This is a genomic window from Limibacillus halophilus (assembly GCF_014191775.1).
In the GTDB taxonomy this organism is placed as follows: Bacteria; Pseudomonadota; Alphaproteobacteria; order Kiloniellales; family CECT-8803; genus Limibacillus; species Limibacillus halophilus.
Genome location: NZ_JACHXA010000001.1, coordinates 639,985 through 654,006 on the forward strand (window position 1 = coordinate 639,985; position 14,022 = coordinate 654,006).

At 58.3% G+C, this 14,022-nt stretch carries 13 protein-coding genes; 1 reads left to right on the forward strand and 12 read right to left on the reverse strand.

The features are described 5' to 3' along the window. Positions 1-89: 89 nt before the first annotated feature. The 6 genes from FHR98_RS02925 to FHR98_RS02950 all read right to left on the reverse strand — a co-directional run bounded on the left by FHR98_RS02925 (position 90) and on the right by FHR98_RS02950 (position 6,087). A complete protein-coding gene (locus FHR98_RS02925) occupies positions 90-1,022 on the reverse strand; it encodes a mechanosensitive ion channel family protein (RefSeq protein WP_183415113.1) in 933 nt (310 codons plus the stop codon). 449 nt (positions 1,023-1,471) lie between these two features. After that, positions 1,472-1,900 (reverse strand): GreA/GreB family elongation factor, encoded by a 429-nt coding sequence (locus FHR98_RS02930; RefSeq protein WP_183415114.1) that lies wholly within the window; start codon positions 1,898-1,900, stop codon positions 1,472-1,474. A 232-nt stretch (positions 1,901-2,132) separates the two neighbouring features. Next, positions 2,133-2,558 (reverse strand): nucleoside diphosphate kinase regulator, encoded by a 426-nt coding sequence (gene rnk / locus FHR98_RS02935; RefSeq protein WP_183415115.1) that lies wholly within the window; start codon positions 2,556-2,558, stop codon positions 2,133-2,135. A gap of 414 nt (positions 2,559-2,972) precedes the next feature. Then, a complete protein-coding gene (locus FHR98_RS02940; protein WP_183415116.1) occupies positions 2,973-4,439 on the reverse strand; it encodes a pyridoxal phosphate-dependent decarboxylase family protein in 1,467 nt (488 codons plus the stop codon). Between the two features lie 3 nt (positions 4,440-4,442). After that, positions 4,443-5,528 (reverse strand): cysteine synthase A, encoded by a 1,086-nt coding sequence (cysK, locus tag FHR98_RS02945; RefSeq protein WP_183415117.1) that lies wholly within the window; start codon positions 5,526-5,528, stop codon positions 4,443-4,445. A gap of 55 nt (positions 5,529-5,583) precedes the next feature. Beyond that, complete coding sequence (locus FHR98_RS02950; RefSeq protein WP_221205685.1) at positions 5,584-6,087, reverse strand: cupin domain-containing protein; 504 nt, start codon at positions 6,085-6,087, stop codon at positions 5,584-5,586. A 144-nt stretch (positions 6,088-6,231) separates the two neighbouring features. Between FHR98_RS02950 and FHR98_RS02955 the strand changes: the two genes are divergently transcribed. After that, positions 6,232-8,220 carry a transcriptional regulator gene (locus tag FHR98_RS02955; RefSeq protein WP_183415118.1) on the forward strand — a complete coding sequence of 663 codons (1,989 nt, stop codon included), beginning with the start codon at positions 6,232-6,234 and terminating at the stop codon, positions 8,218-8,220. Positions 8,221-8,645: 425 nt separating this feature from the next. Here the strand turns inward: FHR98_RS02955 and FHR98_RS02960 are convergent, their stop codons facing one another. The 6 genes from FHR98_RS02960 to FHR98_RS02985 form a co-directional block, all read right to left on the reverse strand. Next, positions 8,646-8,945, reverse strand: coding sequence for a DUF1127 domain-containing protein (locus tag FHR98_RS02960; RefSeq protein ID WP_183415119.1), 300 nt, complete (start codon positions 8,943-8,945; stop codon positions 8,646-8,648). A 306-nt stretch (positions 8,946-9,251) separates the two neighbouring features. Beyond that, complete coding sequence (locus FHR98_RS02965; RefSeq protein WP_183415120.1) at positions 9,252-9,668, reverse strand: DUF3830 family protein; 417 nt, start codon at positions 9,666-9,668, stop codon at positions 9,252-9,254. A gap of 321 nt (positions 9,669-9,989) precedes the next feature. After that, positions 9,990-11,021: an extracellular solute-binding protein gene (locus tag FHR98_RS02970; RefSeq protein ID WP_183415121.1), complete on the reverse strand. Its 1,032-nt coding sequence runs from the start codon at positions 11,019-11,021 to the stop codon at positions 9,990-9,992. A gap of 39 nt (positions 11,022-11,060) precedes the next feature. Continuing rightward, a complete protein-coding gene (locus FHR98_RS02975) occupies positions 11,061-11,843 on the reverse strand; it encodes an ABC transporter permease (RefSeq protein ID WP_183415122.1) in 783 nt (260 codons plus the stop codon). A 1-nt stretch (position 11,844) separates the two neighbouring features. Beyond that, positions 11,845-12,741, reverse strand: a complete 897-nt coding sequence (locus tag FHR98_RS02980) for an ABC transporter permease (RefSeq protein WP_183415123.1) — start codon at positions 12,739-12,741, stop codon at positions 11,845-11,847. A gap of 40 nt (positions 12,742-12,781) precedes the next feature. Continuing rightward, complete coding sequence (locus FHR98_RS02985; RefSeq protein WP_183415124.1) at positions 12,782-13,918, reverse strand: ABC transporter ATP-binding protein; 1,137 nt, start codon at positions 13,916-13,918, stop codon at positions 12,782-12,784. Positions 13,919-14,022: the final 104 nt, after the last annotated feature.

Here is a 14,022-nt window from a genome sequence, read left to right on the forward strand (position 1 = left end):
CACCCAAAAGCGATTCCGGGAGCCAAAGCAATATCATAGTGGTTGGGCGGACGATCTCGGGCAAATGTCAGATGACTGTCCTGCCTGCTTCAACCAACGCATTCTATTCGGTCAGACTCCCTTGCAGAGGTAGCTACAGTGCCTCGGATAAGACGGACCCTGTCGTAGGGTGGCGGTAGATCGTTGTCGCGTAGGGCCTGGTCGATGGCTTGTAAGATTGCGTCGACACAATCGATGTCCTCAGCGTAGTTGGGAACCCAGAATCGAACGGCATAGCGAATACCCTTGGGCTCGTGCGCCAGGATTCGGGCGTCCGGCGCCGGCGCCCGAAGAACGAGAGGCACCTGCGCCGCTGCGTTTGAGAGAATTGCCTTAGCCTGAGAGGCCGAGATCTCGTGATTCACTAGTATTTCAACCTGTCTGCGGTAGTGTCGCTGTGGTGCGCTGTAGTTGGTCAGCTTCTGTTGCGCAATCTGACTGTTGGGCAAGATGGTGTAGGTGCTGTCTCTGGTCAGCAACCTTGTAGTTCTCCACCCGATCTCGACTACGCGGCCCTTAACGTTGCTTCCGATTTCGACCCAATCACCAATTCGGTAAGGCGCCTCAAGGCCAAGGGCTATCCCAGAAAAGACGTCGGCAAGAACGTTTCGAATCGCAAAACCAAAGACGGCGATTACCAGCCCGGAGCTCGCCAGGGCTCCACTGAAAGACTGCCCGAGGACAAGTATGACCGTTGCAATGGATGCGGCGATGAACAGGGCAACGCTAACCAATTCCTGTAGGAGCTTGGGCACTCGCCGGCGGTTCGGACCTGATCGTTCAAGGGCCAACCCAACCAATCTCCCACAAAGCCAAGCTGAGGAGAAGAGGCTGGCGGCCCCGGACAGTGTGAGGATAACCTGACTGTGCGATTCGAAGCCTATAGCCTCCAATGCGCGAGGGTGAGTCAGGTAGACCACAACGCAGCCAACGCTGGCGGCGGCCGGCGCAAGAAGTCGGTCAAGCAGTTCTCTTGCCTTCATGATCCGGCGGACCCATAGGCAAGCTCCCGGTCATTGTGGGCTTGTCGGGAGTTGTTGGATTGGCATTCCTTTCCAGCGCGGCTATCGACGCTTCCAGGCTTTACCTGAGAGTTTGAGTCATTACACCAAAGGCAGTGCACAGCGGCCCTTGGTACGGCGCGACCACAATGATCGCAGATCGGCATCGTGATGCGGCTGTTCATTGATCTCATCCCGTCGTGAGGGACAGGCGAAGGCCTGTCTTTGCTTGTTATCTGGCTTCTGGAAAAGGGAACCCGGAACGGGATTCGAGCCCTGCCTTGTTTAGGCGAGGCTCTGCCCGTTCCGGGCAAAGCCATGTGCTTTCCGGGCGGGCCTCATTAGCATAGGGACAAGCTCAATTCTCATATCTGGAATATGTAATTTATTTTATTAATTTCAAGAAGTTAATGATTGTTCCCGGTTCACCGTCATGCAATTGGGTTGTCGACAGGATAGGTCCAACTGATATCCGGCTGGAATAGAACATCGTTAATCGATATTACCTCCAGCCTGCCGTCTGGCTGTTCGACGGAAATCTGCTCTCCCGCGAAACGTCCCAGCATCGCAAGGCCGCGTAAGGTCATAATCGAAAGAGTCAGGCCCGGGACCGAAAGGCTGTCATCACTAACCAATATCCGCCAGTCCGGTCGGGACGTACCTACAGCAAAGGAAACACGGCTGTTGAGAGTAACGACACGGGGGTCTAAGTCCGCGAGAGGAATAACGATCGCCGTTGAAACCTTGTTTGCCAGCAGGCGTTCGTAGGTCTCGCTGTGGCGCACGTCGCTGCTGCCCAGTATGGATTCGAGGAGATTAAGATCCCTTGGCGTAAGTAAGGAGCGAGAGATTTGAGACATGATTGATTTCCAGCCACGCCGGTTGGCGTGGCTCCCATTCTAAAATCTATGGAAGACGCTTGGGCTCCGAAAACCCCCGGACGCAGGCGCGCGTTTCCTTAGCGCCCCGCCGGGGGTAAAAAGCAGGATGGATCGCGCCTGAACCTAAGGGAGGCGCAACCACCAAGCAGCGCAGGCCAGAAGATGCTGTTTGCCATACGATTACTCACATTTCACAGTCCAGCGTCAGTATTCAAGCAGATCCCGGTTCGCCGTGTTTCTCCGGCGCTTCGACCGTCAAAATCTCCAGTTGGTGCAAGCGGCCATCTGGGGCGGAATAGGCAATCACCTGCCCTTCGGACAGGCCAATCAAGGCGGCGCCAACGGGTGTCAAAATCGAAACACGGCCAGTAGAGAGATCCTCTTCGCCGGGGAACACCAGGCTCACCTGACGCTGCCCTTTCCCATCCATCCTGAAGGTGACTCGCGATCCCATGCGCACAACTCCAGACAGGAGAGTGCTATCCGGCACGATTTGGGCGCGGTCCATCTCCTCTTGCAAATCCCTCGATACAGCAGGCACACGGTCTTCAACTGCGATGGCAAGGGATAGTATTTGCTCGTAGTCACGTTCGCGGACAACGATCTTGGGTTTAAGGTCTGACAGCGTTGCGGACATAGCTAATGCTCTCGTGTACTGGGACAGGCGGCGGCCGGTCTACGGGCGGTCGCGGAGTCCCATTGGGTTCATTTCAGGTGAGGTGAGGCGCTAGGCAAAATCCGCTGACGAGAATCGTCAAACGCGCCCCCGGAATCCAGGGCGCCGGTCCGGGATTTCGGGGGAGACTATCCGGCTAGCGGATAAAGGCGTGTCAGAAGTGCGAGTAAGCTTTGCATGTAACTCAAATGCGCCTCGGCCGATGAAATGTCAAGTCCAGGAGGTCAGCCATGGTGGTGGGGTGCTGTCAGGCGAGTCCGCACTAACTTTTTGTGCTCTAACAAAGGGCCGGCATGCCGACGAGTGGGGTTGCCAACAGTCATTCAATATGGCCCGTATTGGTCTGCAATCGGGACCCGCTCTTTCGGGAGGGTCCTAGCCGGTCGCTGAAACCAAATCTCCGATCCGCACGACTTCGGCCGCCAAGTGGTCCAGGTCCTCGAAGCGCGTGCGGTGGTTGCAGATCGCCACGCGCAGGCTGTGCGCCCCCTTTAGCGTCGTGTCCGAGATCGCGGCGGTTCCGCTTTCTTGCAGGCGCAGCATGATCTCCACGTTCAGCGTCTTCAGTTCCGCCGCGTCCAGACCGCCGGGATCATAGCGGAAGCAGACGATGTTGATGGCCTGTGGCGCAGCAAGCGCGAGGCGCGGATGTGTCTCGACAATGTCGGCGAGGTGGCGGGCCTGGGTAATGTTGCGATCAATCAGGTGGCCGAAACGGGCCAGTCCGTGTTCCTTCAGCATCATCCAGACCTTCAACGCGCGAAAGCCGCGCGAAGTCTCGGGCCCGAGCTCGTGCAACCAGGGACCCGACGCCAGGCCGCGTGGCGCGGTCTCTAGATACTCCGGCATGGTGGCGAAACTCTGCCCAAGCAGGCCAGGCTTGCGGATCAGCGCGCAGCCTATGCCAAAGGGGGCGTGCAGCCACTTGTGCGGGTCGAGGGCGAGGGAATCGGCACGGGCTAGGCCGACGACCAGAGGCGCATTCTCCGGCGCGATGGCGAGCAGTGCGCCGATACAGCCGTCGACGTGCAACCACATGTCCTCGGCGGCGGCGAGATCGGCGAGCGCCATCAGGTCGTCGATCGCACCGGTGTTAACACTGCCGGCATTGGCAATGAGGCAGGCCGGGCGCAGTCCACTAGCGCGATCCTCAGCAATGGCGGCGCGCAGGGCGGACAGGTCGATGCGGAACGCGGCATCACTCGGTATCCGGCGCAGCGCCCGGTTGCCCAATCCCAGCGCCTCTACCGCCTTCCGGTGGCAACTGTGTATCTGGTCGGATCCGTAGAAGCGCAGCGGTCGCGGCATTGCCGCGACGCCTGCCTCGCGCACGTCGATTCCGGCCTTGACGTTGCGTGCCACCGTCAGGCCAACGAGGTTCGCGGCCGACCCACCGCTGACCAGCGTACCCTCCGCGGAGGCAGGCATGCCAACCATGCCGCGAAGCCAGTCGACCACCTGTCGATCCACATAGACGGCTGCATGATCACCGCCGCCGACGTTCGATCCCTGGATCGCCGCAAGAAACTCGGCCAGTGCACCGGTGAAGCTGCCCGAGCCCATGAACCAGGACCAGAAGTGCGGATGAACGTTGCCCATCGGGTAGGGCATGATTGTCTCCTGCACCTCGCGGATGACTTCTTCCAGGGGCGTCGGATCCGTCGGCGCGGGAATCTCGAAGCGTCGCCGCACGTTGTCCGGCATCGCCTGCCAGACCGGCCGTTCGCGCCGTTCTGCAAGGTAACGCACGGAGTCTGCGACGACGTGCATCGCGACACGCTCGACCCCCGTCCAGTCGACGGGGTCGAGCGTTTCTTCCGAAGGGGGAAGACGATGGTCCATGGTTCAGGCTGCGAAACGTGCGCCGGGAGTCGAGCGTGACAATGCCCATTCAGCATCGTCCATCTCCTCGGTAATTCCCTCGAAGAGAGGTGTTGAGAGATAGCGCTCGCCGGTATCTGGCAGCATGCACAGGATCGTGGACCCTGCCGGTGCATTCTCGGCGATGCTCCGGGCGACGGCAAAGGTCGCTCCAGCGGAGATACCGCAGAAGATCCCTTCCCGGCGCGCCAACTCCCGAGCCCACTTGATGCCATCGGGCCCAGCGACTTTGACTACCTCGTCATAGAGACCCCGGTCCGTGGCCTCCTGCAACACCAGAGGAATGAAGTCCGGCGTCCAGCCCTGGATGGGGTGTGGCTCGAAGGCGGAGTGCCCGGCCGTCGGCGCGCCATCGTCGCCGCGGGTTTGCGCAATGCCGCTCGACAGCAGCGCCGCGTTCGCGGGTTCTGCCAGCACAATCCGCGTCTCCGGGCGTTCCATCCGCAACACGCGGCCGACGCCGGTAACGGTGCCGCCCGTGCCATAGCCGGTCACGAAGTAATCAAGCCGCTGCCCGGCGAAGTCGCCGAGGATCTCCCGCGCCGTGGTGGCGGCATGGATGTCGGCGTTAGCCTCCGTCTCGAACTGACGCGCGAGAAACCAGCCGTTGGCTTCGGCCAATTCGGCCGCCTTTCGGTACATTCCGTAACCTTTCTCGGCCCGCGGAGTCAGCACGACCTGCGCGCCCAGCATCCGCATCAGCTTGCGGCGCTCGACCGAAAAACTGTCCGCCATCGTCACCACCAATGGGTAGCCCTTCTGCGCGCAGACGATTGCCAGCCCGATGCCGGTATTACCGCTTGTTGCCTCGACCACGGTCTGACCGGGCTTTAGCTGGCCGCGGCGTTCGGCGTCTTCGATGATGTTCAGTGCCAGCCGGTCCTTGACCGAGCCGGCGGGGTTGAAGAATTCGGCCTTGACGTAAATCGTGGATTGACCGGCACCGAGATTGTTTATCCGGATGGTGGGCGTATCGCCGATCGTGTCGAGGACGCTGTCGAACAGGCGCCCCCGGCCGTTTGTGGTGCGGATACTGTCAGTAGGTTGCATGATCGGTTTCCTATTATGTGATTGGCTGGCTCCTAGGGGAGCCAGCCGTACAGGGTTAGTTGATCTTGGGCCGAGGATCGTCGGCGGGGTCGATGTAGGTGATGCCAAACGGTCCGATGGCGTTGATCTGCACCACCGTTTCTTCCTCGGTCCAAGCGAAGTGCGCCATGCCGGTTGGAAGCTGCACGAAGCTCCCGACGGGCAGGATCGGGGCGGCGGACTTGTCGTGAACCTTGCCGGACCCCACACCGAAGCCGCCCGAAATCACCGTGACATGCTCTTCTTCGGGATGGAAGTGCGGTGGGATGATATATCCGGCGGGCAGCTTCAGACGAATGACGAACGGTGCTTTTTCAGCCGGACTGCCGTGCAGTACTGCAAACTGGGCACCTGCAGGCAGGGTCGGAGGACCGGGTTGGAACACGACCTCCGCCGACGAGACTACCTTGTGATGGATATCCCCATCATGCGCGCTGATCGTTCCAGCCACCGCGAGGGCGACGACTACGCCGACAGCCGCCGACAGGGGCACGACCAGATTGTAGAGAGTTTGTTTCATCTGTATCTTCCTTCATTGTGAACGGCCGTACCACTTGGCGTATTTTGTTTTTCGCAAGTGGCGCGGAAACCGGTTTGTTCCGGTTCATCGGAATACTAGAAACCATTTGCAGGCACGGCCGTGGAAACCGACGTGGAAATCCGCATGGAATCGTCAGGCCCAGTTGCCGAAACCAGCACCCGGCTTGCAATCCGGACGCTCGGCCGCCTGCAGGTTTTCCATCACGGCTGCTCTGTGGAGTTGCCTCAATCACGCAAATTGCGGGCGCTGCTTGTCTACTTGGCGGTTGCCGCCCACCCCGTGGGACGCAGCCGCCTTTGTGAACTTCTCGGCGACGTCGCAAACGATCCGCGCGGCGAGCTGCGTTGGTATCTGAGCAAACTGAGAACTGTTCTGGACCGCCCAGGACGTCGGCGGGTCGTGGGTGAAGACGACATGGTCAGCCTCGACCTGAGCGATACCGAGGTTGATGCAGTCCAGATAGAGAGCGTGGTGCGGGCCGGTCTGGACGCGGCAGACCTTGACGTCTTGCGTCGGAGCGCCGCCCGGTTTGTCGGCGATTTCGCCGAGGGGTTGGACCTCAACCGGAGCCCGCAGCTCGACCATTGGCTGACAACGCAGCGTGCCCGTTTTCGTTCTTGCCATGCCGCGATTCTCGACCAGTTGATCGGGCGCCTGCCCATGAACGATCCCGAGGCGCGGCGGTTGGCGGAGGCGTGGGTTGCCCTGGCGCCGTTTGACCCGCGCGCCCACCACGTGCTGATGGCCGCGTCTGGGCCTTTCGAAGCCGAGTGTCATCTTGCGTCGGCCGAGCGGTTGTTCGAAGCGGAGGGCCTGGATCTTGCACCATTGCGGCAGGCGGCGCGCGCGCTACGTTCCGCACCGGCGGTGGCGGCCGCGCCGGAATCCCGCGCGTCGCCCCCACTCTCAGCCGTGCCCGATCAGCGACCGTTCCGGATATCGCTTGCCGTTATGCCATTCCACGAGCCGGGTATCGCCCCCAACCATTCGGGGCTTGGGGGCAGCCTGACCCGCGATATCATAACCCGGCTTGCAAAGTTGAGATCGCTCTTCGTAATCGCACAGGGCTCGGTTTTCGCTCTGGCCGAGCGCGGCATTGGTCCTGAGGAGGCGGGGCAGCGCCTTGACGTCGGCTACGTTGCCAGCGGCGCCGTGCAACGGCGTCGCGGACGCATTGTCGTGGACGTGGAACTCGTGGAAGCACGGACCGCTCGCATTGTCTGGTCCGACGTCTATGAGACAGTCGAAGCTGAAGCCTTCGACATCTTGGACAAGATTGGCGATATGATCGTCGCTGCCATCGTCAGCGAAGTCGAGACGGCCGAGAAGAACAGGGCCGTCCTCAAGCCGCCTGATACGTTAAACGCCTGGGAAGCCCATCATCGCGGATTGTGGCACATGCACCGTTTCACCCGGGAAGATAACCGACAGGCGCAGCACTTCTTCCACAAATCGATCAAGGCCGATCCGACTTTCTCCCGCGCCTATTCGGGGCTTTCCTTCACGCATTGGCAGAACGCGTTCCAAAGCTGGGAAGACAGCCGCATTGAAGCCGACCTCGCATACGATGCGGCGAGTCGTGCCCTGATGGCCGATGACCACGATCCCTCGGCTCATTGGGCGATGGGCCGCGCGCTCTGGCTGCGCCGCGACGAAAGTCAGGCGATAGACGAACTGCAGCAAGCGGTGGACATCAGTCCGAATTTCGCCATGGGGCACTACGCGCTTGCTTTCGTGCAATCGCAATCCGGCGATCCTGTGGCGGCAATCGGGTATGCCGATCTCTCGCGCCAGCTCAGCCCGTTCGACCCGCTGCTTTTCGCCATTCTGGGTGCCAAGGCGATGGCCTTTGTGCGGCTCGGTAGATACGAGGAGGCTGCGGACTGGGCGCTGAAAGCGGTCGCGCGTCCCAACGCGCACATCCTGATTCAGCAGATTGCTGCGTTCTGCCTTGTACTTGCCGGCCGTATCGAGGAGGGGCGGGTTGTCGGTGCGGCTATCCGGCGTACGCGACCGGGATACAAAGTCGATGAATTCCTACATGCGTTCAAATTTTCCGCTGACGCCGAGGCTATCTTCAGGCGTGCTGCAAGGGAACTGGGGCTCGATTGATTCAGCACCGAATGAATGCGGCCGATCTGTCGCGGTCGTCGTCCCACCGCAAATAGTGCCGCTCAACGTTAATTTTCACGAGCGCCTCGCCCAGATGCCGCCGCCAGTGGCTTGATCGCATGCCCTACCCTTGGCGACCCTCAGCCCAATGGGAGCGAGCTGCGCCCCGACCGCGTCGGGATCCGCCCTCCATCATCTTCCCAAAGGGCGATACAGATTTCGCTCGGCGCAGGTATCAGCCTCTGCTTGTTGCCGGATTCCAATTTCTGCACAAAGGATTCCAATTGATCGAAGTTTGTTGAGAAACGTTTCATGACGTACTTCCTTTTTCACAAGATCAGTCCGATATCTCGCGTTGCAATCTCTGGCCCCCTGCGCGCGCAAACCATCGGCTAGTATGGAGAGCGCGATAGGGCTATCTCCTGTTACGCTGCCTGCCGTAGGTGATCGCGGGGTGTTTCCAACGGAGCAACTAATGGTTGGGATGGCGCTATCTTCGCTCTGTTCTGCAACATCGCGTCAACGACTTGTGGAATCTCGGCACGCCTAATTCCAATGTCGGCAAGCAATTGATCATTGAGACTATCAAGCACCATTATCGTTCTGCGTCGCTGCCAACTCTTGACCAAGGCTGCGATTATTTTTCTTAGAATCCCCGTTCTTGCTGGCGTTCCGCCCGAAGTCGAATTCACACTTTGGAATTGTGATTTTTTGAGATAGAACATGCCGATCTCCTATGCCAAGAACTGTGGCGCCACGCTACTGACCCAGCGTTAATGTGGAGGATGCGTGGCTTATGAATGATGGGGAGATTTCCCGGAACGGCGGCGACCAGATAGATCGGCGCGGCCCGGGATTACGGGCAGTTCAGGAGGGATCCTGCGTAGATCAGAAACCTCTTATTTTGGCCAAGTTTCAACATGCCTCATATATGGCCATCACGGGCGGGTATTCAACTGATCGGGGCTATATGGGTGCGTTGCCAGGGAAAATAGAAAGGGGTCATCTAGCACCCGGCCAAGACAGGACCATCAGGCCTCTTCGAACCGAATTGGATGGGCTCCTTTCCACAGGACGGCGTTGCCCAGCCGGGGCAAATTTTCCAAGCCAGAAGTCAAGGTAATGAAGTGGTTTCCGGCCAACTGACCCATCTTCGACGAAAAATCGACCCCGCCATAGGCCAGCAAGATTTCGGTTTCGCTGATGCCGCCCGGATACAACACAATATGGCCTGGCGCCGGATGGCTGGTGTGGTTTTCGTAGCCCACGCCAAAATCCTCGTTGCCCAAGGGCATCCAAACGCCTTCACCGCTCCAGCGGACATGCACGATTTGACTCTCGTAGGGAAGGCGCGCACGGAAAGCGGCTACTGTATTGGGTGCTTTTTCCGTTTCAAATACTCCGCCAAACACGAACTCCCCGGCGGTAATCTTCAATTTATCGCTCATTTTGGCTCCTTATCACCAGTGGGACAGCAGCGCCAACTTCCCTGAGCGCCTTGCTTATCCTGGGAATCTCATTGCCGCATTTCGAGCTTATCGTTTTGGTGATATCGGATACTAGAACTTCGTCCTCGTGATCGACCGCGCCCCTCAGATAGTGGATTTCACTATTGCCAATTTGAACAGGACTGCGTTTGGTCGTGGCCCGCCAAAGGCTACAACTGCCCAGCCTGCCTCAAGACGGTTTCTTCTGATGGAATGCCCTCGAAAAAACCTCTCCAGAGCCGGGGTCGGCGCTGGAGAGGCTTCGTTCGAGTAGGCTAAATGTTAGCCGATCTCACGCACCCAGAGATCGACCAGTTCGTCCTTCTGCGGCAGGACGGTTCCCCAATCCAATTCGCGGATGCTGTTAACCGTGTCCGCTCCCATAAGCAGCTTCTCTTCGAGGTCTGCGGGCGCTTCGACCTTGCTGTTCGTCGGGCTGTAGAGGCCCTTGAGGAACTTCGACTGGTAGGACGCACTAAGCGCGTTGTTTACCCAGGCGATAGCGCCGTCGACGTTTTGGCAGGTCTTTGGAATCTGGAAGCCGGTCCGCTGGCCCCATAGACCTTCCTTCGGCGTTGCCCGGCCAAGATTGAGGCCTGAGTCGATCAGCTGTTGGCCACGGTGACTGTAGAACAATGCGGCGTCGACCTCCTGCTGCTGGAACAGGCTTCGACCTTCCGACACGTTCTTGTAGACCTTGAATTTCTTCAAGCTCTTGATGGCCTCGATCCCGGGCTTGAGGTCGGTCGCGCTGCCACCGTGCAGCATTGCGGCAATATAAAGGAACGTCATGCCATAGGCCTGAGAGATGTGCGGCACGCCGACGACGATGTCGTTCGTCCAGAGGTCCATCCAAGATTCGACGTTAGGTAGCTTGGATTTGTCGTGAACGAGTGCGTACTGGTAAACAATCGCACCGTAGTTGGCAGTTTCAGGCGGAAGCGAGCTGGAATAGACGTCTTTGGCGTTTGGCATCTTTGACGTCATATTGTCCAGCCAGAGGTCCTTACCCTGGAATGCAATAGGGTTGTCGAGCGTGACAACATCGTAGACTGGGCGATCGCGTGCCGCGATGAGCTTGGGCAGCATTTGCACGTCATCCTCGACAGTGAAGACGACTTCAATGTTATTTGCGGCCTCGAATTCAGGGATAATATCCTGGCGCAGAATTTCCTCGTAGGCGCCACCAAAACACTGAAACTGCAGCTTCGTTTTAGCCTGCGCAAATACGGGCTTGGATATCAACGGCAGTGCGCTGACGCCAAGCGTGCCTCCTATGAACTGGCGGCGATTGAGATCAAATTTGGATGTCATTCTAGAATACTCCTTTTGTTGGGATGGTGGGTAGAGAGGTCACTTCGCAAGGACACGATCGAGCCCGAATATCCGCTGAAGAAGCGTAACCAGCACAAAGGCGGATAAGATTAGAATTGTGGATATTGCTGCAATTACAGGTTCAACCGAGAATTCAATATAGTTATAGATTCTTATTGGGAGAGGCATTATTTCGGGATTACTAAAGAAAAGGGACATCGTTACTTCGTCGAAACTCACGATGAATACAAAGGCGAGGCCCGCGCAGATCGAGGGCACGATCAAAGGCAGCAGCACGCGAAATAGGATGCGGGCTTTGCTGGCACCGAGGGTTTCTGCCGCCTCAAGCACAGAAACCGGCACACTTTCCAGTCCGGCTGTGACTGTACGAATAAAGAAGGGAACGGTAATCAGGATATGGCCCACGATGATGCCAAACAGCGGCGCGTCGAGGCCGGCGGCGTAGTATATCTGAAGCAAAGCAATTCCAGACACGATGGCCGGCAGGATCAGCGGTGCCACGACCACGCTGCGAAGTAGGGTTTGCGTCCGCGGCGACCCCATGCGCAGGCCAAGCGCCGTCGGTATGCCGATGAGGGCTGCGCCCGCCATAGTTGCCGCCGCAATAAGCAGACTATCGAAAAATGCTTGGACAAAACCGCCTACCGACATTGCTTCGACGTACCAGCGAAGCGTAAATCCACGGGGCGGGAAGGTCACGAAGTCGGTTTGAGTGAAGGAACTGCCCACGATGATGATCAGTGGTGCAATCAGGAAGATGATGGCAACCCAGGCAATTGCGGAAATGAAGCGTTGAAACATCTCACTTCTCCCGGAACATGAAGCCGTGCAGGAGTATGACGGCGAAGTTCAAGGTCAGCAGGACGAAGACCAGAGCCGAGCCCACCGGCCAATTCATGGAGAAGGTAAATTTTTGGTAGATGATCGTACTGATAGTCGAAAAGCGGTTTCCGCCCAGCAATTGTGGAGTCACGAAGGCGCTGATCACAGTACAGAAGACAAGTAGGCTGCCAGCGCCGACCCCCTGAAGGCAAAGTGGAATGTGGATCTTTACGAGTGTCCGCAGAGAACCCGCGCCCAGACTTTCCCCGGCCTCAATCAAGGAGGCGTCAAGTTTTTCCATCACACTGACGAGGCTGATGACCATGAGCGGCAAACTCAGGTGAATAAGCCCAATAGCGACTGAGAAAAAGTTATTGTTTATCGGCAACGGTTCGGAGATCAGCCCAACGGCATCGAGCGCTTTGTTGATAACGCCATTGTCGCCCAAAAGGACCAGCCACGCGTAGGTCCGCACAACGATATTTACGAGCAAAGGCGTCATCGTCAGGATCAGTAGAATAGACTTGGTGGTTTTCCCCCCCTGCACAATGCGCATCGCCAGCGGATACCCAAGCAGCAGCGAGAAAACAGTGACGAAAATTCCAAGCCCGACGGTCTGCGCGAGCAGGCCGAGATAGTAATTGTCCGTCAGAATGGAAACATAATTCTGGAGGCCAAGGTCAGGCACATACAATTGTGAGGAACTGTATCGCGTAAGGCTAAGCCAGAAGATGTACACATAAGGCGCCAGCAAGCAGAGTCCATAGAACGTGGCGATTGGCGCCAGCAATGCCGACATCTGGCTACGTGTCGGTTTGCGCAGACCTTCCGCGCTGGGCCGGTAGCTCTTTGTGTCCGGTATTGCGCTTGTGGTCATGCTTCCTTCCTAAATCGAGTGGAGCGCGTGTGTGAACGAGTCAATCGCCGGGTAGCCATGTGCCGGCATCAGGTGCGGCTGTCAGCCGGACAGGGGCTCCGGTAACGAACTCGGCTGCACGGCCGACCGGCAACTGGGCTCGGAATTGCAGTTCGCCGCATGCGATGACTAGATCGAGCGCCATTCCATTCGGCCGCATCGACACTAGGCGGTAGGCAGAATCTTCTTTGGACGGGAAAACCTCGAGGCTATGCGCGGGAAGCAGGAGCTTCGCTGTTTCGCGATCAACACCGTCTGGTGCGGCGCCCTCGATTTCAACGCCTCCGGGAAGTTGAACGATCCATTTTCCTCCCTCCACGCGCGTGCTGCCGGACAGGAGATTTCCTGCATCGATGAACTCCGCCACCCACGCCGTCGCAGGCATGGAAAAGAGCTCCGAGGGTGTGGCGATTTGCTGAATTTTCCCATCGCGCATGACGACAATTCGATCTGCCATCGCAACGGCCTCATCCTGATCGTGCGTGACGAACATCGCGGTAATGCCAAGACTGCGTTGCAGCTCCTTCAACTCGAACTGCATCCGCGTACGCAACTGTTTGTCGAGGGCACCAAGAGGTTCGTCGAGCAGTAACAGAGAAGGCTCGAATGCTATTGCGCGAGCTAGTGCGACTCGCTGCTGCTGTCCGCCCGATAGGGCCTTTGGGCGACGATCCGCAAGCTCGGCCAGCCGAACCTTTTCGAGAGCGGCCATCGCCCGCGTACTGATTTCGGGTTTCGTTAGTCGTCGACACTCAAGCCCAAAGGCCACGTTCTGACGCACCGTCATATGGGGAAACAGCGCATAGTTCTGAAAAACTATACCGATGTTCCGATGCCGAGGCGGCAGATTGGCCACATCCTTGCCATTCAAAACGATCCGGCCGTCCTGGGGAACGTTGAGCCCGGCAATCACACGGAGCAGGGAGGTCTTTCCACACCCTGATGGTCCCAAGAGTGCAATGAACTCGTTCGCGCCGACCTCGAGCTTGATGTTGTCGAGCGCCACTACATCGCCGTAGCGGAGACTCAGTTGTTCGATCCTCAGCATGTCGGGTGCCGACCGCAATTCGGTTGCCGAGTGCTGCCAACACCCCTCCGGCACCTGTCCTTGATCATCGAACATATTCTTTTCACTCATTCAGTTGGGATTCCCCGATGTGCCTGGGATTCCACGCTGCTTCACAAAGCTAGAGGCTAGTTTATCGATCTGTCAACACTTTGGTATGACTACAGTAGCAAGGG